This window comes from Actinomadura sp. 6N118 (assembly GCF_044326415.1).
Classification (GTDB): domain Bacteria; phylum Actinomycetota; class Actinomycetes; order Streptosporangiales; family Streptosporangiaceae; genus Spirillospora.
In genome coordinates this window covers 94,470-114,662 of sequence record NZ_JBIRAZ010000029.1, presented here as the reverse complement: position 1 = coordinate 114,662, position 20,193 = coordinate 94,470, and the positions used below count along the sequence as shown (strand labels likewise).

At 66.9% G+C, this 20,193-nt stretch carries 16 protein-coding genes and 2 pseudogenes; 5 read left to right on the top strand and 13 right to left on the bottom strand.

Going from position 1 to position 20,193, the window contains the following annotated elements; genetic code table 11:
- On the top strand, positions 1-380 hold a 380-nt coding region (locus tag ACH34W_RS48030; RefSeq protein ID WP_395967950.1), incomplete at its 5' end, for a MarR family winged helix-turn-helix transcriptional regulator.
- A gap of 170 nt (positions 381-550) precedes the next feature.
- Here the strand turns inward: ACH34W_RS48030 and ACH34W_RS48025 are convergent.
- From ACH34W_RS48025 to ACH34W_RS48005, 5 genes and pseudogenes are all read right to left on the bottom strand, one after another.
- Positions 551-1,042 (bottom strand): annotated as a pseudogene (locus ACH34W_RS48025) (IS3 family transposase); the annotation flags it as partial.
- Between the two features lie 686 nt (positions 1,043-1,728).
- Entirely contained in the window at positions 1,729-3,111 is a 1,383-nt protein-coding gene (locus ACH34W_RS48020; protein ID WP_395967949.1) for a hypothetical protein, read from the bottom strand.
- Positions 3,112-3,122: 11 nt separating this feature from the next.
- A complete protein-coding gene (locus ACH34W_RS48015; RefSeq protein WP_395967948.1) occupies positions 3,123-3,461 on the bottom strand; it encodes a helix-turn-helix domain-containing protein in 339 nt (112 codons plus the stop codon).
- 2 nt (positions 3,462-3,463) lie between these two features.
- A complete protein-coding gene (locus ACH34W_RS48010) occupies positions 3,464-3,880 on the bottom strand; it encodes a hypothetical protein (protein ID WP_395967947.1) in 417 nt (138 codons plus the stop codon).
- 63 nt (positions 3,881-3,943) lie between these two features.
- Positions 3,944-4,867, bottom strand: a complete 924-nt coding sequence (locus ACH34W_RS48005; protein WP_395967953.1) for an AAA family ATPase — start codon at positions 4,865-4,867, stop codon at positions 3,944-3,946.
- Positions 4,868-5,017: 150 nt separating this feature from the next.
- Here ACH34W_RS48005 and ACH34W_RS48000 point away from each other — a divergent pair, with 150 nt between their 5' ends.
- On the top strand, positions 5,018-5,650 hold the full coding sequence (locus ACH34W_RS48000; protein WP_395967946.1) for a 4'-phosphopantetheinyl transferase: 633 nt from the start codon (positions 5,018-5,020) through the stop codon (positions 5,648-5,650).
- 206 nt (positions 5,651-5,856) lie between these two features.
- Here the strand turns inward: ACH34W_RS48000 and ACH34W_RS47995 are convergent.
- Positions 5,857-7,111: pseudogene (locus ACH34W_RS47995) on the bottom strand (acyl-CoA carboxylase subunit beta); the annotation flags it as partial.
- A 1,007-nt stretch (positions 7,112-8,118) separates the two neighbouring features.
- Between ACH34W_RS47995 and ACH34W_RS47990 the strand changes: the two are divergent.
- Entirely contained in the window at positions 8,119-8,517 is a 399-nt protein-coding gene (locus ACH34W_RS47990; RefSeq protein ID WP_151568182.1) for an MmcQ/YjbR family DNA-binding protein, read from the top strand.
- A 129-nt stretch (positions 8,518-8,646) separates the two neighbouring features.
- Here the strand turns inward: ACH34W_RS47990 and ACH34W_RS47985 are convergent, their stop codons facing one another.
- From ACH34W_RS47985 to ACH34W_RS47955, 7 genes are all read right to left on the bottom strand, one after another.
- Positions 8,647-8,895: a hypothetical protein gene (locus ACH34W_RS47985; protein WP_395967945.1), complete on the bottom strand. Its 249-nt coding sequence runs from the start codon at positions 8,893-8,895 to the stop codon at positions 8,647-8,649.
- Between the two features lie 56 nt (positions 8,896-8,951).
- Positions 8,952-9,368, bottom strand: a complete 417-nt coding sequence (locus ACH34W_RS47980) for a hypothetical protein (RefSeq protein WP_395967944.1) — start codon at positions 9,366-9,368, stop codon at positions 8,952-8,954.
- Positions 9,358-10,971, bottom strand: a complete 1,614-nt coding sequence (locus tag ACH34W_RS47975; RefSeq protein WP_395967943.1) for an amino acid adenylation domain-containing protein — start codon at positions 10,969-10,971, stop codon at positions 9,358-9,360. The genes ACH34W_RS47980 and ACH34W_RS47975 overlap by 11 nt, the downstream gene beginning before the upstream one ends.
- Before the next feature lie 7 nt (positions 10,972-10,978).
- Complete coding sequence (locus ACH34W_RS47970) at positions 10,979-14,764, bottom strand: amino acid adenylation domain-containing protein (RefSeq protein WP_395967942.1); 3,786 nt, start codon at positions 14,762-14,764, stop codon at positions 10,979-10,981.
- Positions 14,765-14,856: 92 nt separating this feature from the next.
- A complete protein-coding gene (locus ACH34W_RS47965; protein WP_395967941.1) occupies positions 14,857-15,114 on the bottom strand; it encodes a phosphopantetheine-binding protein in 258 nt (85 codons plus the stop codon).
- A 2-nt stretch (positions 15,115-15,116) separates the two neighbouring features.
- Positions 15,117-16,658 (bottom strand): NAD(P)/FAD-dependent oxidoreductase, encoded by a 1,542-nt coding sequence (locus ACH34W_RS47960; protein WP_395967940.1) that lies wholly within the window; start codon positions 16,656-16,658, stop codon positions 15,117-15,119.
- Between the two features lie 41 nt (positions 16,659-16,699).
- Positions 16,700-18,517 (bottom strand): hypothetical protein, encoded by a 1,818-nt coding sequence (locus ACH34W_RS47955; RefSeq protein WP_395967939.1) that lies wholly within the window; start codon positions 18,515-18,517, stop codon positions 16,700-16,702.
- Between the two features lie 177 nt (positions 18,518-18,694).
- On the opposite strand from ACH34W_RS47955, the gene ACH34W_RS47950 reads away from it, so the two are divergent.
- Both ACH34W_RS47950 and ACH34W_RS47945 read left to right on the top strand, forming a co-directional pair.
- Complete coding sequence (locus ACH34W_RS47950) at positions 18,695-19,981, top strand: cation:proton antiporter (RefSeq protein ID WP_395967938.1); 1,287 nt, start codon at positions 18,695-18,697, stop codon at positions 19,979-19,981.
- On the top strand, positions 19,978-20,169 hold the full coding sequence (locus tag ACH34W_RS47945; protein WP_395967937.1) for an MbtH family protein: 192 nt from the start codon (positions 19,978-19,980) through the stop codon (positions 20,167-20,169). Before ACH34W_RS47950 ends, ACH34W_RS47945 begins: the two co-directional genes overlap by 4 nt.
- The last annotated feature ends 24 nt before the right edge of the window (positions 20,170-20,193 follow it).

Below are 20,193 nucleotides of genomic sequence, written 5' to 3'. Positions count from 1 at the left end.
CACTCGCAGACGCCGCAGACGGCAGCCGGCGCATGACCGAGCTGGCAGACGGAGTCGTGTACAGCCGCAGCGGCCTGACCTACCAGGTGGCGCTGCTGGAAAAGGCCGGACTCGCCGCTCGCAGCCCGTCCACCGACGACGACCGCGGCGTGACGGTGACCATCACCCAGGCGGGACGGGACGTACTCGCCAGGGTGTTCCCCGGTCACATCGACATCCTGCGGCAGCTGTTCCTCCAACCGCTCACACGCCAGGACATCGACAGCCTCGCCCGTGTCCTCACCCTCGTCCGCGACCACATGCGCTCCATCCCACCCCGATCGGCCAAACCGCGCCGCAAGAGCACCGCACGCCACAGCCCCACCGGCGGAGGAGCCTGATCGCGCACCGGCCCCATCGGTCACAGGGAACCGCCAGGGGCGTTCGGCCCAGGAGGCTCGGGGCGGTCCCTGATCCACCGCAGCAGCCGAAAGACTCGTTCGGCGCGTTTGTCGCTGCCGAACACAACGACCGCGACCGAACCGCCGAGGTAGGTGATGTTGCCCCGGTTTCACGGACTCGTGGGTGAGGAGATCGGGTTCGGCGGGTGGGTGGTGGTTTCGAACTCTAGTGGGGTCATGTAGTCCAGGGCTGAGTGGCGTCGTTGGCGGTTGTAGAACCCTTCGATGTATTCGAAGATCGCGTTGGCGAGTTCGACGCGGGTTCGCCAACGCTGCCGGTCCAGGAGCTCGGTCTGCATGCGTGCCCAGAACGACTCGGCCACGGCGTTGTCGTAGGGATCACCGACGGTGCCCAGGGAGGGCGGCAGCCCGGCCCGCCGCGCGCGTTCGGTGAAGGCCCACGAGGTGAACTGGGTGCCGTGATCGGCGTGGATGATCCCGTCAGAGACCAGGCCGGCGGTGCCGCGCGAATCGATCGCCATGCCGAGCGCGGAGGTGGCCAGGTCGGCTCGCTGCCGCGAATCGAACGCCCAGCCGACCACCCTGCGGGAGTAGGTGTCCAGGACCACACAGCAGTAGAGCTTGCCCTCCCGGGTGGGATGCCAGGCTTTTGGCCCCCGTCCGGGCAGCTGCCGCCCGGCTCGCCCAGCGCGGACCGACGTGATGGCCGGAGGGTGGACACCCTTCGCCAGGATGATGGCGGGCGCGGCTCTGTTGGTCTCGACCATGCAGGAACTAGAGGAACAGTTTCTCGGAGTACGGGTCTGGCGAGACGGCGCCACTGCGTCATGGTGGGCCTTCGTCCTGCAAGGGACGGTGGCCTGGTGGGCCTTCGTCCCGGAAGGGGACGGTGGTCGGCTCGTGGAGGCGCTCAATCCACGGGAATTGCGTGAAGCGATCGCTAACGCGAAGACCTGGCCGTGGCCGCGCTGATACGGCCTAGCCAAACGACCGTGATAACCAGCGTCAATAAAGGGCGGGCTAGGAGGGGCACTCCTGAGGTTAGGCCTGGACAGGGCTTGCCTGGAATGGAGGGGGCGAGGTGCGGGGCGGAGCCCCGCCTTTGGGGTCTGGGGCGGAGCCCCAGGGAGGACTGTCCGAGCGGAGCGAGGGCCTTGCCTTTGGGGTCAGTGGGCTTGGCTTGCGGTGGAACGGCGGAGGCCCCGCCCGGGTCGGGAGGGGCCTCTGGGGATGGAGCCGGCGAGGGGACTTGAACCCCTAACCTTCTGTTTACAAGCCGCGACAAACCCGTGCCAGCAGGTCACCTACTCTCCCCCTTCATCCCGGTTCATACTGGTATCCGTGAGCCAGCGTCCCGGCTCCTCCCGCCCAATCCCTCGGAGTACCGGGACGCTCGGGCACACCTCGGGCACACGCGCCACCGGCCATCTGTCGGCGACGCTGGCCGCCACAGCCTTCGTGGCGGATCAGTATCTACATGTCCGCAGGTATCTAGGTGTGCGCAACTGTCCACCAGAGTGCACCGATGAAACTGCCAACGACGCGCGCAGAATCGTGATTGACCGGTGGGAACGGCTTCGAGCGGCCGGTGCTGCCTGGCCGACCGGCGACCTGCCCCGAACCAGCCTGAGCTCGTTGGCCCCGGAGGGCCGGTGCTGCTGTGGCGCTGGCCTGCGGCCCACCGGACCATGGCGTCGTTGCGATCCTCACCAGCCGCGGAGGGCCGGTGCTGCCCGGTGACGTCGTCACGGCGGTACAGGGCGTTGCGATCCTCGCAGGGGGCGATGAGGGCGGCCTCGTTGACGTCCTCGCCCTCTGCGTCTTGGGCCTCTTTATGCCGCCGAAGCAATGCGATCACAAACGGAGGGAGGCCGATTCGCCGACGCCCCGCACGCGACTTAACGTCTGCCGTGAGGGGATTGGTTCGGATCTTCTGCCGACAGTATCCGGGCTTGCGTCCGCAGACATTCCCGCAGCCGTGGGCATATTTGGCCCTGATCGCCTGGCGCCTGATGCGGAGAATACCTTTGTCCAGATCGAAGTCCTCCCATTTCAGCCCCAGGGCTTCACCCTGACGAAGGCCGAAGGCGAGTGCGAAGATCCAGCGGGCGCTGTTGCGCCTGAGAGCCGCAACCTCCAAGAGATCCTTGATCTCATCGACGTCGTACGGCTCGACCTCTTCCTCGTCGATCACCGGCGCCTTGGCATCCTTAGCCACGTTCTTGGTGATGATCTCGCGGCGGTGGGCTTCGCCGAGTGCGACGCGAATCGTCCGGTGGACATGATGAGCGGTGGCGGGCTTGAGACCGCTCTGCTGCATCTTCGTGTAGAGCCGCTCTAGGTGCGTGAACGTGAGTTTGTCGAGCCAGTGGTTGCCGATTCCAGGTATTAGGTGATGGACCACGTCCACCCTGTAGCCATCGTGGGTCGTCCGACGGACCGTAGGGACGATGGCCACCTCGTTGATCCAGTAGGTAAGCCATGCTTCGACCTTCATGCGCTTCCCGGCCTTGGGCGCGTTGCCCTCATCGCGAAGCTTTTCGAGGCGTTGGACCTCCCTGACGACCTCGTTCTTGTCCCACCGTTCGATGTGCGGCCGGTAGGGCGTCCCGTCGTCCTTAAGGCCCATCGAGACGCGGCCGTGCCATTTGCCGTCCTTGCTCTGATAGATCGTGGAGCGACCGTTGGCGGCGCGTTTAGCTCTTGCCATGATTCGCCCCCTCAGGCCGCTCGGTGATGACCGACGGACGAAAGATAGGAGTCGACAGCCTCTGCGGGGCTGAGCCGGCGTCGCCCGATGTGAACCGAATCGAGTTCCCCTCGCTTGATGAGGTCGTAGACGGTCGTCCGTCCGATCCGCAGACGCTGCCCGGCTTCCACAACTGTGTAGAGCCGCTTCGGCTCTGGCACAGACTCAGCCTGACTTTCAACCTCCTGCGTCGGCTGTTCGGGTTCTACGACGACGTTGAAGGTACGAAGGATCTCCAGGACCTCTTCCAAGGTGAACTGCTGGCCTGGTCGCACACTGCTCAACGGCGTGGGCTTCTTTCGACGTGCCATTCTCAAACGACCTTCGCGCCGTCAGTCGTGCAGGGAGTGCAGACGCCGTAGGTCATGAGAACCGGTCCATGTGCGGCGCAGCCGGCGTGGAGCGTGGCTGTGGTGGCACCGCAGCGGTCGCAGCGGCGGTCTTCCTCCTCGGACGGCTCGATGAGGTCGATGCAGGCGGGGCAGACCAGTTGGTGCGTGGCCCATGCGGCGGTGTGAGCGACCATGGGGAAAGATCCGATGTACGGGCAGCGGCTGCCCTTGCCCGACAGCAGGTTGAGCGCGAACTCGTCGAACTTCGCCTTGATCCATGCGGCGTCGGACGGGCCGACGCTGGAGCCGGTCTTCTGGGCGTGGAGGTTCATGTAGCGGCGAACGTCGGAGACTGCTGCTTGGAACTGGTCGTCGTAGGCGGACTTGGCAACGTTCACAGTGGGGTCCCTTCGAGGGTGTTGAGCGGGTTCAGGGACAGCGCGAGGTGAGGGCTGTCCCCGTCAAGAGCGGTTGTGAGCTGGGGCGGAGACAGCGGAGACAGAGGAGACACAGGTTCTTCGGGCACGTAGTAGTGGCCTGCCGTCGCTGTGGAGCTGGTTGTCGTCGCCCATCCGCTTGACCGTCTTCTTGGTCAGGTCATAAGAGATGCCGGTGGCCTCGCTGATCTGTTTGGGGCCTTGGCCGGGGTGGTGTCTCAGGTGGGCGATGATCGCGAGGCGGGTGTCGGTCATGGCCAGTTCGTCGGCGGGCTGGTCGAGCATTCGCCAGGTACCGGCCTCGGCGTTGAAGGCCATGGCATACTCGGACTCGTCCACATCCCGTCCGGTGACCAGGAGGACGTCGTCCGCTTTGCCTCTCGTCCGCCGGAGGACGAGGATCGCGTCCGCGGCTCCGGCGATGCCGTTCGTCCCGGAGACGTCCGCGAGGAAGTCGTCCGATTCGATCTTGCGGGTGTGGTGGACGACGAGGAAGGTGACGCCGTACCGGTCGGCGATGGCTTTGATCTCGCCGACGGACCGATAGTCGGTGTCGTAGGCCGACATTCCGACCTGTCGGGGACCACGCACCTTGGCGAAGACGTCGATCACGACCAGGCGGGCGTTCGGGTGGGCGTCCAGCCATGCGGTGATGCGGTCGACGCCGCCTTGGCTGAGGGCGGGGCATTCGATCACGCACGTCAGGTCCTTCGGGGGCATGGCCCCGGCAAGGACCGTCCGCAGAAGGGACTGGAGTCGTCGGCCTGTGTCCTCCAACGCCAGATAGAGCGCGGGGCCGGCGTCGACGTCGACCTTGCCCAGAGCCTTGCCCCCTGAGGCCACGGTGACGGCAAGGCCCAGGGCAAGCCATGGCTTGCCGACCTTCGGGGGCCCGGCAAGGACGGTTACGCCCCCCGTTGCGGCTGACGTACTGGCCCGCCCACGCAGGCGATCACGCTCGCCGACCGAATACTACCTCGGCTGGGGTGCAGTCGAGGTCTTCGGCCAGGACGAGATAGAGCGCGTTGTAGACGCAGTTGGCGGGCAGTTCCCAGGCGCACGACGAGCGTGGAAGATCGCTATGGTTATGCTCCAACGGTGCTCGAGGAACTCATGCCGCCCACCGTGACGATAGCGGAAGTGTTCGGCGACGTGGCCGATGTCGAGTTGTTCCCGGAAGAGCAGGCGGTGATCGCCGTGGCGATCGAGGGCCGCCGCCGAGAGTTCACCACCGGACGCCACTGCGCGCATCTGGCGTTGTCACGGTTGGGACTGCCGCGCACGCCACTGTTGCCAGGTCCCAGTCGTGCGCCGATGTGGCCGCCCGGAATCGTCGGCAGCATAACCCACTGCGAGGGCTACCGGGCCGCGGCCGTCGCGCACGCACAGGACATCGGCAGCGTCGGTATCGACGCCGAACCCAACCAGCCTTTGCCCGAGGGCGTCGCAAGGCTCGTGGTCTTCGACGACGACTACACCGTGCCTGCCGGCTACGGTGTGCACGCCGATCGTTTGCTGTTCTGCTGCAAGGAGGCGGTCTACAAGGCCTGGTATCCGCTTACCGGGCGTTGGCTGGGCTTCGAGGACGTGCGCGTCAGGATCGAGGAATTGCGCTTCACCGCCAAGCTGAAAGTTCCCGGGCCGATCCTCGACGGCGTCGAAGTGACCGGCTTCACCGGCCGGTGGATCGCCCGAGACAGGCTGATTCTCGCGGCAGTCGTCGTGGGCTGACCGACACCCATTGGAGCAGAACTCAGCCCGCGGGGACCTCAAACGTTGAACCGGAACGTCGGATACTCTGCTGTGAGCTGCGGAGATGCGGTTTTGCGTGAGCGGATCCAGCACGGTCGGCACCTTGGTTCTCAAGACATCTGATCCAGGCGTCGTATGAGGTCTGTACCGGAAAGATCGACGGCAGCTTGTCGAAGCTTCTCATGTGGGGGGTTTCCGTGTTTGCGCTGCGGCAGCGGCGCGGATTTGGCGCGTAGCATTTTCAGTGAGCGGGCCAGGATGTGGCGGGTTTCGCGGGGGTCGATGATGTCGTCGACCAGCCCGCGCTCGGCCGCATAGTAGGGGTGCATCAGTTCGTCGCGGTATTCGTCGATGCGTCGGGCCCTGGCCAATTCCGGGTTCTTGGACGCGGCGATTTCCTTGCGGAAGATGACGTTGGCCGCGCCCTCGGCGCCCATCACCGCGATCTCGTTGGTCGGCCACGCGTAGGACAGGTCCGCGCCGATGGAGCGGGAGTCCATCACGATGTAGGCGCCGCCGTAGGCCTTGCGCACGATGAGCTGGATGCGCGGCACGGTCGCGTTGCAGTACGCGTACAAGAGTTTCGCGCCGTGGCGGATGATGCCGCCGTGTTCCTGGTCCACGCCGGGCAGGAAACCGGGCACATCGACCAGGGTGATCAGCGGGATGTTGAACGAATCGCAGGTGGAGACGAACTTCGCGGCCTTCTCCGAAGAGGAGATGTCCAGCACGCCTGCCATGTTGTTGGGCTGGTTGGCGATGATGCCCACGACATGGCCGTCGATGCGCGCCAGCGCGGTGATCACCGATCCGGCGAAGCGCTCGTGGACTTCGAGGAACTCGGCGTCATCCACGACCTCGGCGATCAGCGCCCGCATGTCGTAGGGGCGTTGCGGATCGGCGGGCACCAAGTCCAGCAGCGCGTTGTTGGGTCGGTCGATGGTGTCGTCGGTGGCGGCGACCGGGGGCTGCTCGTGGTTGTTGGCCGGCAGCATCGATATCAGGTAACGGACTTCTTCGAGGCAGGACTGTTCGTCGTCGTGGACGAAATGCGCCACACCCGAGATCGCGGCGTGAACGTCGGTGCCGCCCAACTCGTTCTGGGTGACCTTCTCCCCGGTCACCGCCTGGACAACGTCGGGTCCGGTGATGAACATCTGCGAGGTCTCGCGGACCATGAACACGAAAATCGGTCAACGCGGGTGCATAGGCGGCGCCGCCCGCGCACGGGCCGACCATCACCGAAATCTGCGGGATGACACCCGAGGACGCCACGCAGCGGGAGAAGATGCCGCCATAGCCGGCCAGCGCGGTCACACCCTCCTGGATCCGCGCCCCCGCCCCGTCGTTGATCGACACGATCGGGGCGCCCGCCGCCAGCGCCATGTCCTGAATCTCCGGCGATATATTGCCGAGATTGTCGCCAACCTTGATGCCAAAAGCAGATTTCAAGCTGGAGTGATAGTTGGCATGCGTCGGCTCGCAAAGGCTGGACAAACTGGGCCCGATTTCGGCTCGCAGATTGACCTCGATGACTCAAGAGTCACAGATGTCTGAGTATCTCGATGACCCACCCGTTTTGTGCTGGTGTTGAACCACTCGACTTTCGCACCTTCCGGCCGTCGGCGGAAAGTGCCGGATGATCGCGGGTTGACGACACTCCGGGGTTGAGGGGGTGCGTGCGTCGTGGTGGTGCGGGAGGAAGCATCGACCTGTCCTGATCCACTCTGCAGAGAGCAATCCGTCGATGCTTCCGCTGCAGCCGGGGTCGGGTGGGGAGTGAGCCTCCTGTGGTCGGGGGTTGGGGTGATCGCGCCGGTTCGGAGAGGTGCAGGCCTGGGGCAGCCAGACTTACCTGGGCCCACGGACCCCGGGGGGCGTGCCGGAGGTCCGGCGACATGATGATGGATGGGGTGTCCCCCGGCCTGCCGGGGGATGTGACCGCTCAGTCTTTGGAGGCCGCCCACGTCGTTCCTGCTCGGCAGGGTGAGTGGTCCAGACAGCAGCTTGGCAGGAGCCGGTCACATCGGCATCGGTTGAGGGAGGCGGCCCCGGTCAGGCCCGTTCCCGTTCCGGTGGCGACGCGGTCGCCCTGGTCCGATCGGCCTGGCCGGGTGGTCAGGTCCAGATGAGGGCGTCGTCGCCGAGTTCGTTCAGGATGTGGACCGCTTCGCGGACGATGCGGCGGGCTTGGGAGAGCGCTGCACGTTTGCCGTCGATGCGGTCCTTGACCTGGGTGTAGTACTGGTGGCCGGGCGCGCCTGCGCGGGAGTGGTTCTTACCCGCCTAGCCTCATCCGGTCACCGGCACGCGCGTCCCGAAGTTGGATTCGAACACCCCAGACGGCCGACACTGATCAGACAGCACGAAAAATCTGACAGGGCCCCCCGGAGACTCTGATGTGCTGATGTCCTACCCGGCGGGCAGGATGGGCGCGGGAGGTACAGATGAGCGACATCGCGGACGTTCCACCCGCCGTTGTGGGCCGGTTCCGGGTGATCTGCGGGGAACTGCCCGAGGCGTACGAGGAGCCGTCGTGGATCGGCCTGCGGTGGCGGATTCGCCGGCGGACGTTCCTGCACGTCTACACCACCGACGAGAGGGGGTCGGCGTACATCGATATGGACGATCCGGCCATCCTGATGACCTTCCGGGCGCCGCCCGGGGAGTTGGCCGCGCTGGCGCATGCCGGCCCTCCGTTCTTCCGGGCCGACTGGGGTGTGAATGTCGTGGGAATGGTTCTGGACGACGAGACGGACTGGGTCGAGGTTGCCGAGCTGGTGACGGACAGCTATCGCGTGCAGGCGCCCCGCCGCCTCGCGTTCCGGCTGAAGGCAGGTGGATGAACCGCCGGCTAGCTCCCCACGTTGCCGCTTATCCAGGTTCGGTGCTGAGAAACATTCCTATTCACGGTGGGATAGGTCGGGTTGCCGCACTGGCCAGAGATATTTCAGGAGACGATTCCGATGACGACATCACCCAGTGCCGCATGCTCCGGCCGTCTGGCCGGATTTGCGGGTGCAGTTCATTCCGGGCGTGATCGGCTTCACGAACTGGTAGATGCCTTCGCAGGTCCACCGCGGCGTGACATCGAGGAAGACCTCGCGTCGTTCGTTGGGGAAGCCCGCATTGCCGGTCTTTCCGTAGCCGGTCGTGACTACCTCGCCGGTCGGCACCGCGCCCTGGCTGGGCAGTGCGGGTGCGATGAGGGGCTCCGACAGCAAGATGGGCTGGTCAAGCGCAGGATCGCGAGATCGCCGTCCATTGCCGGGACGCGCTTTCACTCGGTTCGGGTATCGGCCTCGAGCACGGTGAGGTCGCGCACCGCGTACCGGTGATGCTCGGCCTCTTCCTTGAGCACGACGCTGAGGCAGCGGCGTACGACGTAGTCCTTGTCCGGATAGAGGTCGGCCGGCTTGCGACCACATACCCGGTCGAGCTCGGCCTCGGACGTGGCCTCACGGGCCAGCACCCGGTTGGGATGCAGCCGATCGAGCTCGGCCTCGACGTAGGCGGTCACGTCGACGTCATTGACAACGACACGCTCGAAGCCGCCACCGAGGGAGACGTTACCCCCATAGCAGTCCACGATCTTCAGGCCGGTGACGTCGCAATCACGAATCTCGAGGCCGGAGAGGTCGCACAGATGGATGCGGGCACCACGGAACTGGTCACCTTGGGTGTACTCAGCAGGCATCTGGGCAGATTCCCGTATCCGTCCCGCCCCCGCAAGTGAATGGCACAACGTGAGGGTTGCGTGTTGCGTCCGGGTGAGGGAGTGCGGGATCGAGCATCATGGCGAGCGCTCGACGATCGATCTTGCCCGCGCGGTTGAGAGGCATCTCGTCCAGCCAGACGTAGACGCGTGGAATCATCGGCGCGGGTAGCCAACTACCCAGTTGGCTCGTGAGCAGCTCGTCGGGTCGCCGTTCGCCGACCAGATAGGCGACGATGGCCGCGCCGCCCGGGGTGTCCTCGCGCAACAGTGCCGCCGCGTCGACCACGCCTCGGCATGCGCGCAGGTTGTGCTCCACCTCGCCGATCTCGACCCGGTACCCACTGATCTTGATCTGGTCGTCGATTCGGCCGGCGTACACGTAGTTCCCGTCCGGCTGAAGCCGAACGTTGTCCCCGGTGGCGTACATGCGCTCGCCGGGCCTCTCGGCGAACGGGTCCGGCAGGAACGAGGCCGCCGTGCGGCCGGGATGGCCGAGATAGCCTCTGGCAAGACCAGCGCCGGCCAGGTACATCTGGCCGGTGTCGCCGGCCGGGACGGGGTTCAGCTCCTCGTCGAGGACATAGGTTCGCACGTTGCGGATCGGGCGCCCGATTGGGACCCACTGCGGCGTCGAGGCGTCGCAGGGATACCACGTCGCGGCCACCGAGGCCTCGGTCGGGCCGTAGCCGTTGTGGACGACCAGCGAGTCGTTGCTGCCCAGGTCCGGCCCGTCGAGTTGGGACCCGCCGGTGATGACCAGGCGCACGCCGGCCGCGGCCAGCCGGGGAAGCAGGGACGTCCCGTACGGCCCGAGCACCGCGGCCGGGACTTCCAGCGCGGTCACGCCGAGCGCGCGGACGGTGCGCAGGATGCGGTTGGCGGGCAGGTCGCCGCCGTCGGCGATGGCGACGCAGGCGCCGAAGCAGAGCGGCATCAGGCAGTCGTGCATGGTGCTGTCCACGGTGAGCGCGGTCGTCCACAGCATCACGTCGTCGGTCCTGATCAGGTCGATGTCCTCGAACGAGGCGATGATCAGGTTCAGGAGGCCTTCGTGCGGCACGCCGACGATCTTGGGCCGCCCGGTCGAGCCCGACGTGGTGAGCGCGTATGCCAGGTCGAGCGGCCTCGGCGAGGGGAGCCCCGTGGCGGCCGGGCTGTCGGGGCCCGTCTGCGGGCTGGTTACGTCAATGAGCTGGGCGTCGGGCAGCCAGTCGACCGGCGCGGTAGCAAGGACACGCGTACAGCCGACGTCGTCGAGCACCCCGCGATTGCGCAGCGGCGGATCGTCGGGGCTCATCGGCAGACACGCCGCGCCGCTTCGCAGGATGGCGACGATGCCGATCAACGCGGCCGGGCAGTGCCCCGCGATGAGACCGACGATCGGTCCGGCGTCGTCGGCCACCAGCCGCCGCGCGAGTCGCGCCGACAGCCGATCGAGCTCGGCATAGGTCCACGAGCGTGCCGAGGTCCGGATGGCCGTGGCCGCCGGCCGGTCGCGAAACCGGCGCTCCAGGAGATCGACCAGGGTCCGTGCACCCGCGGTCCGGGCCGACCGTCGAGAATCCTGCACCGCAAGCACCACCTATCGACTATGGCTGGTCGCCCAGCGACCAGCGGATCGCATCGGGGAGCATCGACTCCCACGCCGCGTAGGTATGGCCGCCTTCCCCGATCGCGCTTCGTACGACGTGTCCGTCGGCCGCGAGCTCGTCGGCTGTGCGTTCGGTCGCTTCCACCAAGCTGAGTCCGTCGTCGAGGATGATGTCCTTCTCCTCCCGGCTCGCGGACAGGAAGAACCGCGACCCGCCTCTCGACCGGTCGGGCCTCGCCGGGCCGAGCCGATGTTCGCTCACCGGGCCGGAGATGGCCACGGCGCCGTGGAAGCGATCCGGCCGGCGCAGCGCGGAGCGGATCGCCGTGACCGCCCCCAGACTCGCGCCCACCGCGACGGCGCGGCCGACCGGCCGGTTCCCGAGCCAGGTGCGCAGGTAGGGGAGCAGCTCGTCGGCGAGCGCGTCGACGATCCCGTCGTCGAGGAGCTCGCTGCGGCGGGTCGACCACTCGCTCGGACTCAGGAATATCGCCGCGGTGGTGGGGATCCGATCCTGGCGGGAGAGCCGGTCCAGAATCGCCGGCAGGCGCATGATCTCCACGAACTCGGAGCCGTCGAGGACGATCAGCAACGGGAGGTCGGCATTCTTCCGGAGCGGGTTCTCGGTGGAGATGAACAGATCCACGCGTCGGCAGCCGGCGAGCTTCTCGCCGCGCCAGGTTCGCTGGACGAGCCGGTCCTCACGCGAGGCCGCGCTGAGGTCGGGCAGGCTCCCGCGCAGGATCGCGGCCGCGTAGCTCGCAGGCGTCCGATATTCCAGCATCAGCTGCAACGGCACCTCGCGGCCGAGTTCGCGGCGGACCGTCGCGGTCGCGCGCGGCACCAGCAGGGAGTGCCCGCCCTGGTCGAAGAAGTCGTCGGAGGCCGACAGCGGTCTGCCGAGCACGGCGGACCACGCCGCGACGACCCGTGCTTCGAGCCCGGTCGCGGGCGGCAGGTCCACTCCGGCGCGCGTGGTGGCGGTGGTGACCGGTGGCAGCGCGGCGCGGTCGAGCTTGTTGTTCGCGGTCAGGGTGAATCGGGGGATCGTGACGAAGTGGTCCGGGCGCATGTACGCGGGCAGTGTTTCGCGGAGCATGTCGCCCAGCGCCCCCACGTCCACCGACCTGGCCGCCACGATGTAGGCGACCAGCGCGGGGCCGGTCGCCAGGGTGGCCCGGACGACCGCCGCCGCGGTGATGTCGGGATGGCGCAGCAGGGCGTGTTCGACCTCGCTGGTCTCGATCCGGAAGCCACGGATCTTGACCTGGTGGTCGGTGCGGCCGAGGAAGTCGATGGCTCCGTTCGGCAGGTAGCGGCCCAGGTCTCCGGTGCGGTACATGCGCGACCCGGGCGGCCCGAACGGATCGGGAACAAACGACGCCGCGGTCAGGCCGGGGCGGGAATGGTACCCCCTGGCCAATCCGTCGCCAGCCAGGAAGAGCTCGCCGCGCATGCCGACCGAGACCGGCTGGAGGTCCTCGTCGAGGATGTAGGCACTCGTGTGTGGGATGGGGCGGCCGATCGGAACTCTGCCCGACCACGGCTCGCCTTCGAACACGGTGGCCAGCACCGTGCACTCGGTCGGACCGTACGACGCCACGACCCGGCAGCCGGGTAGGAGTCCGTCCACCAGGGCGAAGCTCCTCGGGTTGACAACGTCGCCGCCGACGACGAGCTGGCGCAGCCCGGACAGGATATGCGGATCCTGCTCGACGAGGATGTCGAGCTGCGGAGAGACCAGCTTGAGCGTGGTGACCTGGTGTTCGCACAGGACATCCCGCAGACCGTCGAGGAGGGACCCGGTATCGGCGATCACCACCCGGCCGCCGTGGGCCAGCGGTGCCCATTCGAGCACGGCGACATCGAATGTCAGCGGACCGGTCTGGAGAAACACCGATCCCGGGCCTACCTCGAGATAGTGCGGTGCGCCTTCCACCAGTCGGCTCAGGGCTCGATGTGAGATCGCCACCGACTTGGGGTTTCCGGTCGATCCGGATGTCGATATCAGGTAGGCCAGACTGTCCGGAGCCGGGAGAGTCGGAAGATTGTCGGTGGCGTATCCGGTCAGGTCCGGGCTGCCGTCACCGATGGTGACAACCGGCGTCTCCATCGAGGGCAGGCGGGCCAGAAGCGGTGAGCCGACGATCATCAAGACGGCGGCGGCATCCGACATCAGGAGGCGGATCCGATCGGCTGGGAAGTCGGGGTCGACCGGCAGGTACGGTGCGCCACATTTGGCCAGCGCGAGCAGCACCACGAATCGTTCGACGGTGCGTTCCAGGCAGACGCCGACCACCTTCTCCGGTCCGACGCCCAGGGTTAGCAGGTGTCGGGCCAGCCGGTTCGCGCGTTCGTTCAGCTGCCCGTAGGACAGCGGGCCGCCGTCGCCGACGACCGCCGGCGCGTCCGGCGTGCGGGCGACCCGGGTCTGCAGACGTTCGACGACGGTGGTCCCGGACGCCGGAGTCCGATCGTTGCCGCGCCGCAGCAGCGTGCGGTCGGCCCGGGTGAGCAGGTCGAAGTCGCGCATCGGCGCGTCCGGCGTCGCCACGCCCTGTTCGAGCGTGCGGATGTAGCGGTCCGCGAGCGTGGCGATCGTGGCCCGGTTGAACAGCGCGGTCGGGTACACGAAGGTCGCCCGCAGCCGCCCCTCAACGATCCGGGTGGTGAGCGAGAGGTCGAACCTGGCGGTCACCGGCAGGTCGGGTTCCCACCACATCGGCGCGTCTGGATCCTCGGCCAGGTCCTCCCGGTCGCCGGCGTGGTTCACCACGACGTCGAAGATCGGATTCCGGTGCGCCTCCGACCCGGCGTTGAGCGCACCCACGATCTGCTCGAGCCGCGCGTCCTGGTGCGCGTCCGCGGCCATCCAGGCGTCCCGGGTTCGGGTGATCGCCTCGCGAAAGGTCAGCTCCGTCGTGGTCAGATCGACCCGCAGGATCATGGTGTTGATGAAGAACCCGATCAGATCTCGCAGGTCCGGGTGTGTCCGGTCGGACACGATGGCGCCGATGACGACGTCGGACTGGCGGCAGAAGGCCCGGAGCGTCGCGACGAACGCGGCACTGACCACCATCGCCGGGCTCGCGCGCGTACGCCAGGCCAGGGCGGTCATGGCCGCCGTGGCCTCCCTCGGCAGCTCGAGGACAACCATCTCGCCGACCGCGTCGATCGCCGTGGGCCGAGGCAGATCCAGGGGCAGTTCCAACGGTTCGTAGCCGGCCAGCACCTCGGTCCAGTAGTTCAGCTGGGATCGGAGCAGGTCGTCGGTCAGGAAGTCGCGCTGCCACCTGGCGTAGTCGCCGTACTGGACGGGCAGCCTCGGAAGGCGCGGTGTCCTGGCCGTCAAGGCCGCCTCGTACAGCTCGAACAGATCCCTGGCGAAGACGTCCATCGACCACCTGTCGGTGATGATGTGGTGCATCGTCACCAACAGGCCGGGCCCGTCGACCAACTCCGCGGCCACCGCTCGAAACAGCGGGGGCCGCGCCAGGTCGAAGGGCCGCACGGCAGCCTGTTCGACGGCTTCCTGCCAGTCGGGGCCGGCCCAGACGAGCGGGATCTCGACATGGTCGACGATCTCCTGGGTGACCGCCCCGTCCGGCGACATGAGGAACTTCGTCCGCAGGATCTCGTGGCGCCGCACCAGGGCGGCGAGGGCGGCGAGCAATGCCTCGCGGTTCACCTCCGCCGGAAACCGCCAGCCACAGCTGATGTGGTACTGGTCGTGCGACGAGTCCAGTTGGCGCAGCCACCACAGTCGCTCCTGTCCCGCCGACAACGGGAATTCGCTCGCCGTGCTGTCGCGAAACAGTGGGATCGGGTTCCTCGGGCGCGACTCGGGTGTCGGCATTGCTACCCCCAAACTCGTGCCTATTTGCGAGAACTCTCAACCGCCGCGGATATCGTGTTGATGCTGCGGAAGGTCGACTCCTTGAGCGCCTCCTCCGGCAGCTCGATCTCGAACGTGTCCTCGATGGACAACATCAGACCCAGGCAGGTCAAGGATGTCATGCCCAAGCTCCAGAGGTTATCGTCAGGGCGAAGATCCTGGCTGTACCCATTCAGGTTGAGCCGCTGCGTCACGAGGCTGCGAACGGTGTCCGCGACAGATGGTTGATATGCGGGCATTGCTACCGCGTTCCCCCGGTGCCGGTTGTGGCTCCAGTCGGTTGGGCCACGTCGCCATCGCCCTTGAAGGTACGCAGATAGCGCGCGACACGACGTGCACCATGCAGGTTCCCCTGTGCGTACCAGAGAATGTCGGGGCCCAGGGCGTAATCGACGCCGAGTTGCTCATAGGTCTGCACGGCCATGTTCCGGTAGTAGTCGGTGAGCTGCGAGGTCGTCATCTGTGGTGCGGCCTGCGCGCCGGTCTCGAACCAGGCGGCAAGGCTGTGTGTGACATATTCATCGATCGAAGATTCGACAGTCCTGGTCGCCACTGGCTTGCGTATCGGCTGGAAAATCGAGTCGATGATTCCGGACTTTCCTTGCAGTTCATTGGCGACGTGCTCGGCCAGCAGGGGCGCACAGTGGAAGCCGTCACGGTAGGTGCCCGTCATCAGATACAGGCCCGAGAGTGGCATCCAGCCGACCAACGGGAATCCGTCGAGCGTGACGGGGCGGTTGCCGGTGCACCATTGCGTGACCTCGTGGGTGGCTGCCCGCTCGTCGAGCTGTTGCATTGAGTACTGGGCCAAGAAGCGGACGTCGGCCATCCAGGTGACACTGGAGATGGTGTGCACCAAGCGGTTGGTCGCGCCGTAGTACTCCAGCCCGCCGCCTTGCGGCACCACGTGCAGTCCGCAGGCGAAACCGCGATTCGGCGTCCGAACCACGCTGGTGAACGGTTCACCCCCCGTCCGCTTGGCGATCATCGCGAAGCCGAGCCCCGGAAAGGTCGGCATCAGATCGGGCACGTCGAACACGGTTCGCACCAGCGACTCACTGTGGATGCCGGCGGCCACGACGACAGTGCCGGCTTCGATGAGATGGCCGTCGTCCAGCTCGACCGCGGTCACCTCCTCGTCGCTGCCGACCAGCCTCCGTACCGTCTGATCGAGAAGGATCGCTCCGCCATGCCGCAGTCGGCGTTCCAGCGACGCCAGCACCCCGCGAGCATCCACGGCTCCCTCCGTCGGCAGATGAATGGCACGCAATGCGCGCGACTCCGTCCGGGGGTTGTAACCGGGGATGTCGGTCGGGTCGACCTCCTTCCACGGCTTGTCGTACTGGTCGAGGGCGTCGATTATCGCGGCAAAGTTCACCGTATCCAATTCGGCTCCGACGGAGTTCAAGATGATGTGCGATTCCGTCGTTGTCTGCAGCGGCCGGTCGGATGGCGCGAACTCATCGAGCCGCCGCAGCGTCTCGGGCCATTTGTCATGGGCGGATAGGCCGAGCTCGAACCTCGTCCGCGCGGCGTCGGTCCGCAGCGTTTCGGTCGTGGTCTCACCGAAACAGCCGAGCATCGCACCGGCCGCCTGGCTGGCGCCCGTGTCGCGATGGCTCGGACCCACTACCACCACTGATCCGACCTGGCGCTCGATCAACTCGTCAGCAAGAAACAGGCCGAGCGCGCCGTTGCCGATGATCACCACATCAGCCTTGGTCGGCCTCTTGGCACCAGCGGCGAATACGAGATCAGACGACCTCATGGTCGGATTGGACACCCCGGGCTCCTCAGATTTGAATGATGCCACTCAGCGCGTGATCAGAAGTCGAAGATGTAGAGGCCGAAGTTCCGGTCGGAGACCAGGACGTAGTTCTTTTCACCGATCTTGTGGATTTTGACGCCCCAGAAGTCGATGCCGGGCTCGCGGAAGGCGCCGACCTCCCGCAGGCCATCGCTGCCGTAGCTCAGCACCCGGAGGCCACCCGCGAAGAAGGTCGCGTACACCAGCCGGCGATCGGGGTCGATTGCCACGTGCGACGCCGAGAAGTCGCCGAAGCCGGTGCCGTACCTCGGGTCCTGTGACTCGGGGATGGCGTACGTGTCGATCTGGGTGACCGAGCCGGTGCCGCTGCGCGGGATGTCCGTCTTGAACAGCCGGAGGTAGCCCCAGCCGACGAACTCCGACTTGACATCGGTCGCGCAGGCCACTGGATTGGCCGGTGTCGGGGTGGTGCCGGCGGTCTCCTCGGTTACGCCAGGCACACCGAGAAGCCGCAGACCCGTCAGGCGGTTGACGAACATCAGCGGGATCGTTCCCCTGGCCGCCGTGGGGAACTGCTGCATAGCGTCCGGCCCCTGGTGGTTGAAGATGATGCCAGCGCTGTAGCCGGCCGCGGTGATGGCATCCAGCTTCTCCTGGAACGCGCATCCCGGGGCCGACCCGCCGGTCAGGATCGAGGCGTCACGCTCGATGAGCGCGATCCCGCGCCCGGGCGGCACAGTGCCGGGGCAGCCGGAGCCGACAAAGGTGGGCGTACCAGAGATGGGGTGGTCGGCATTGACCGGTGCCGAACCCGAGCTCCAGGCCGCGATGTACTCGGTGCCGGCGTGCGGGCCCGATGTGATCGTGCCGAAAAGGCGATAGGCTTCGATGTTCTCATCGGCGCCCACCAGATACTCGGCGTCGGGCGAGAGGTCGTGATGGTTGGCGTTGCCCTCCGGCCAGATCTGTTGCCCGCGCTTGGCACGCTCCTCGTCGATTTCGGCGTACTCGGTCCGGGCAATCAACGAGACGTTGCCCGGCGTCGGGTCGGTGACGTCGAGCAGCACGTACCCGCCGTCCCAGTAAGTCGCGGTCATGACGTACCGGTCGCCGACCCGGCGTACGTCGACGGCGTGCCCGAACACCGAGATGAGGCCCTTCGAAGGGTCTCCGGTCACATGGAACGGTGCAATCCTCAGGTCAAGGGCGTTGACCATCACCGGGTTACGGGGATCAGTGATCTCCATGATGACGATGTCGGTGGTGGGCTTGTCGGTGACGAAACTGACGTAGGTGCGGCTGGTGGAGCTGTCCGTCCAGGCGCAGGTGTAGTACGCCGCCAGGGCCTGGTCCGCCGGCTCATTGTGCGAATCCGTGTAGTCGCCGGCGTGGGCGGCGAGGAGCTGGGCATTCTCTGGGTCGGAAACGTCCCAGATGTTGATGCCACCCCGCTGGCGCGGCTCGGTCGGATCGGGTGCATCGGCCAGGATGTAGTGTTCGTGGGGGTGGATGAACAGCGCACCACTGAAGTACTCGTTGGCGATCTCGATCACGCACGGACCCTCGCCGACGTAGTTGCCATTCGTGGTCTCGATGAACGCGCTCTCGACCTCGAAGGGCGCTTTCGGGTCGCTGATGTTCATGACGTAGGCGCCTGTCCGCACACACGTCGGATGCCGGTATACCGTGAGGAACGCGTAATCGCCGTAGGCAGCCACGTCCGCGATGTGACGCGCGAGGCCCGCACCCGACGGGTTGGTGACCGTGGCCTTACCCACCAGCGTCACCCCGTACGAGACGGACGGCAGGTGCCCGTCAAGCTCCCGAGCGCGCCAGACGAAGCCCTCGCCCTGGACCACATCCGTGCCGGTCATGTGTGCCTCCCATGTGTGCCTCCCGACCACGCGTGCCGTCCAACCACGCGTGCCGTCCAACGGAAGGATGCCGTCGGCGGCCCCGGGCTGTCCCGTCGCCGGTTCACGTGACTGCGATGCCCCGGGTGGCGCGGCCTACGATCCATCTCAAACAGAGGGCGGATGGGAGCCGGACGCGTGGACATCGGTACGCTCGCGACGCTCGTCCGCGCGATTCTCGTGATCATTGTGGTGGCCCGGCTACTCGGGCTCCTGTGCCGGCGGTTCGGGCAGCCGGAGGTGATCGGCGAGATCGTCGGTGGCATCCTGCTCGGTCCGACCCTGTTCCACGGCGCGATCACCCGTGAGCTGTTCCCGACCGACATCCGCCCGACGCTCGCGATGCTGTCCACCGTCGGGATCTGCGTCTTCATGTTCCTCGTGGGGCTGCACCTGCCCGACGGCGGCCTGCGCGGGCAGGGCCGAATCGCCGTCGCGCTGTCGCTCGGCTCGATGATCGTGCCGTTCGTGCTCGGCACCCTGTTCGCGATCGGCATCGTCGGCGACCGGTCCGGCCGGGCCGCGGTTCTCTTCTGCCTCTTCGTCGGTACGGCGATGTCGGTCACCGCGTTCCCCGTCCTGGCCCGGATCCTGACCGACCGCGACCTGATCGACACTCCCATCGGCGGGTTGGCGCTCGCTACGGCCGCGGTCGGTGACGTCCTCGCCTGGTCGATGCTCACGGTCCTGGTCGCCCTCTCTCACGGAAGCACGCTGCCGTGGCAGGTGCTGCTGGTCCTGCCCTTCGTGGCGATCCTCGTCGGGGTGGTGCGACCGCTGCTGGCCAAGCTGGCGGAGCGCACCCCCCGGACCCGGGTACGGAGCCGGGCGGCCAGGGTGAGCCTCGATGCCGGACTGGCGATCGCGGTCGCCGCAGCCCTGGTGCTGTCGTGCGCGGCGACCTCGTGGATGGGGCTGCACGAGATCTTCGGTGCCTTCCTGCTCGGTGCGGTCATGCCCCCGACGGGCGCGGCCGCCTTGCGCGCGTACGTGCTGCCGTGGATCGAGCGCATCGACCGAGTGGTGTTGCTGCCCCTGTTCTTCGTGGTCGCCGGTTTCGCGGTCAACCTGTCCGGGATGGACTGGCGGGAGGCGGGCCTGCTGCTGTTGATCCTGCTGGTCGCCATCGGCGGCAAGATGGCCGGCGTCTTCGGGACCGCTCGGCTGTACCGGATGTCCGTCCGGCACAGCGCCGGGCTCGCCCTGCTGATCAACACTCGCGGGCTCACGGAGCTGATCGTGCTGGCGGTCGGCCTTCAAATCGGCCTGCTCGACCAGCGGCTGTACTCGCTGATGGTCGTCATGGCGTTGGTCACCACGTTGATGCCGGGCCTGCTGCTGTCCTTCGTCTACCCGAAGCGGGCGACACGGGAGCGCGAGTCCCGGCCAGTCACACCACTGCTGGAAAGGGAGTCGATGCCATGAATCCGTTCGACGACCCGGAGGGCCGATTCCTGGTGCTCGTCAACGACGAGCACCAGGAATCGCTGTGGCCGAGCTGCCGGGCGGTACCCGCCGGCTGGCGGATCGTGTACGGCGAGGACAGCCGGCAGGCGTGTCTGGACTACGTCGAGCAGCACTGGACCGACCTGCGTCCGCTGAGCGTGCGCTGAGCGGACCCCGCGCCGCCCGCAGAG

Excerpts from the sequence above, each read along its gene's own strand:
- ACH34W_RS48020 (WP_395967949.1), bottom strand. The coding sequence starts at position 3,111 with ATGGCAAGAGCTAAACGCGCCGCCAACGGTCGCTCCACGATCTATCAG.
- ACH34W_RS48015 (WP_395967948.1), bottom strand. The coding sequence starts at position 3,461 with ATGGCACGTCGAAAGAAGCCCACGCCGTTGAGCAGTGTGCGACCAGGC.
- ACH34W_RS47990 (WP_151568182.1), top strand. The coding sequence starts at position 8,119 with ATGAGCGACATCGCGGACGTTCCACCCGCCGTTGTGGGCCGGTTCCGG.
- ACH34W_RS47980 (WP_395967944.1), bottom strand. The coding sequence starts at position 9,368 with ATGCCTGCTGAGTACACCCAAGGTGACCAGTTCCGTGGTGCCCGCATC.
- ACH34W_RS47965 (WP_395967941.1), bottom strand. The coding sequence starts at position 15,114 with ATGCCCGCATATCAACCATCTGTCGCGGACACCGTTCGCAGCCTCGTG.
- ACH34W_RS47955 (WP_395967939.1), bottom strand. The coding sequence starts at position 18,517 with ATGACCGGCACGGATGTGGTCCAGGGCGAGGGCTTCGTCTGGCGCGCT.
- ACH34W_RS47945 (WP_395967937.1), top strand. The coding sequence starts at position 19,978 with ATGAATCCGTTCGACGACCCGGAGGGCCGATTCCTGGTGCTCGTCAAC.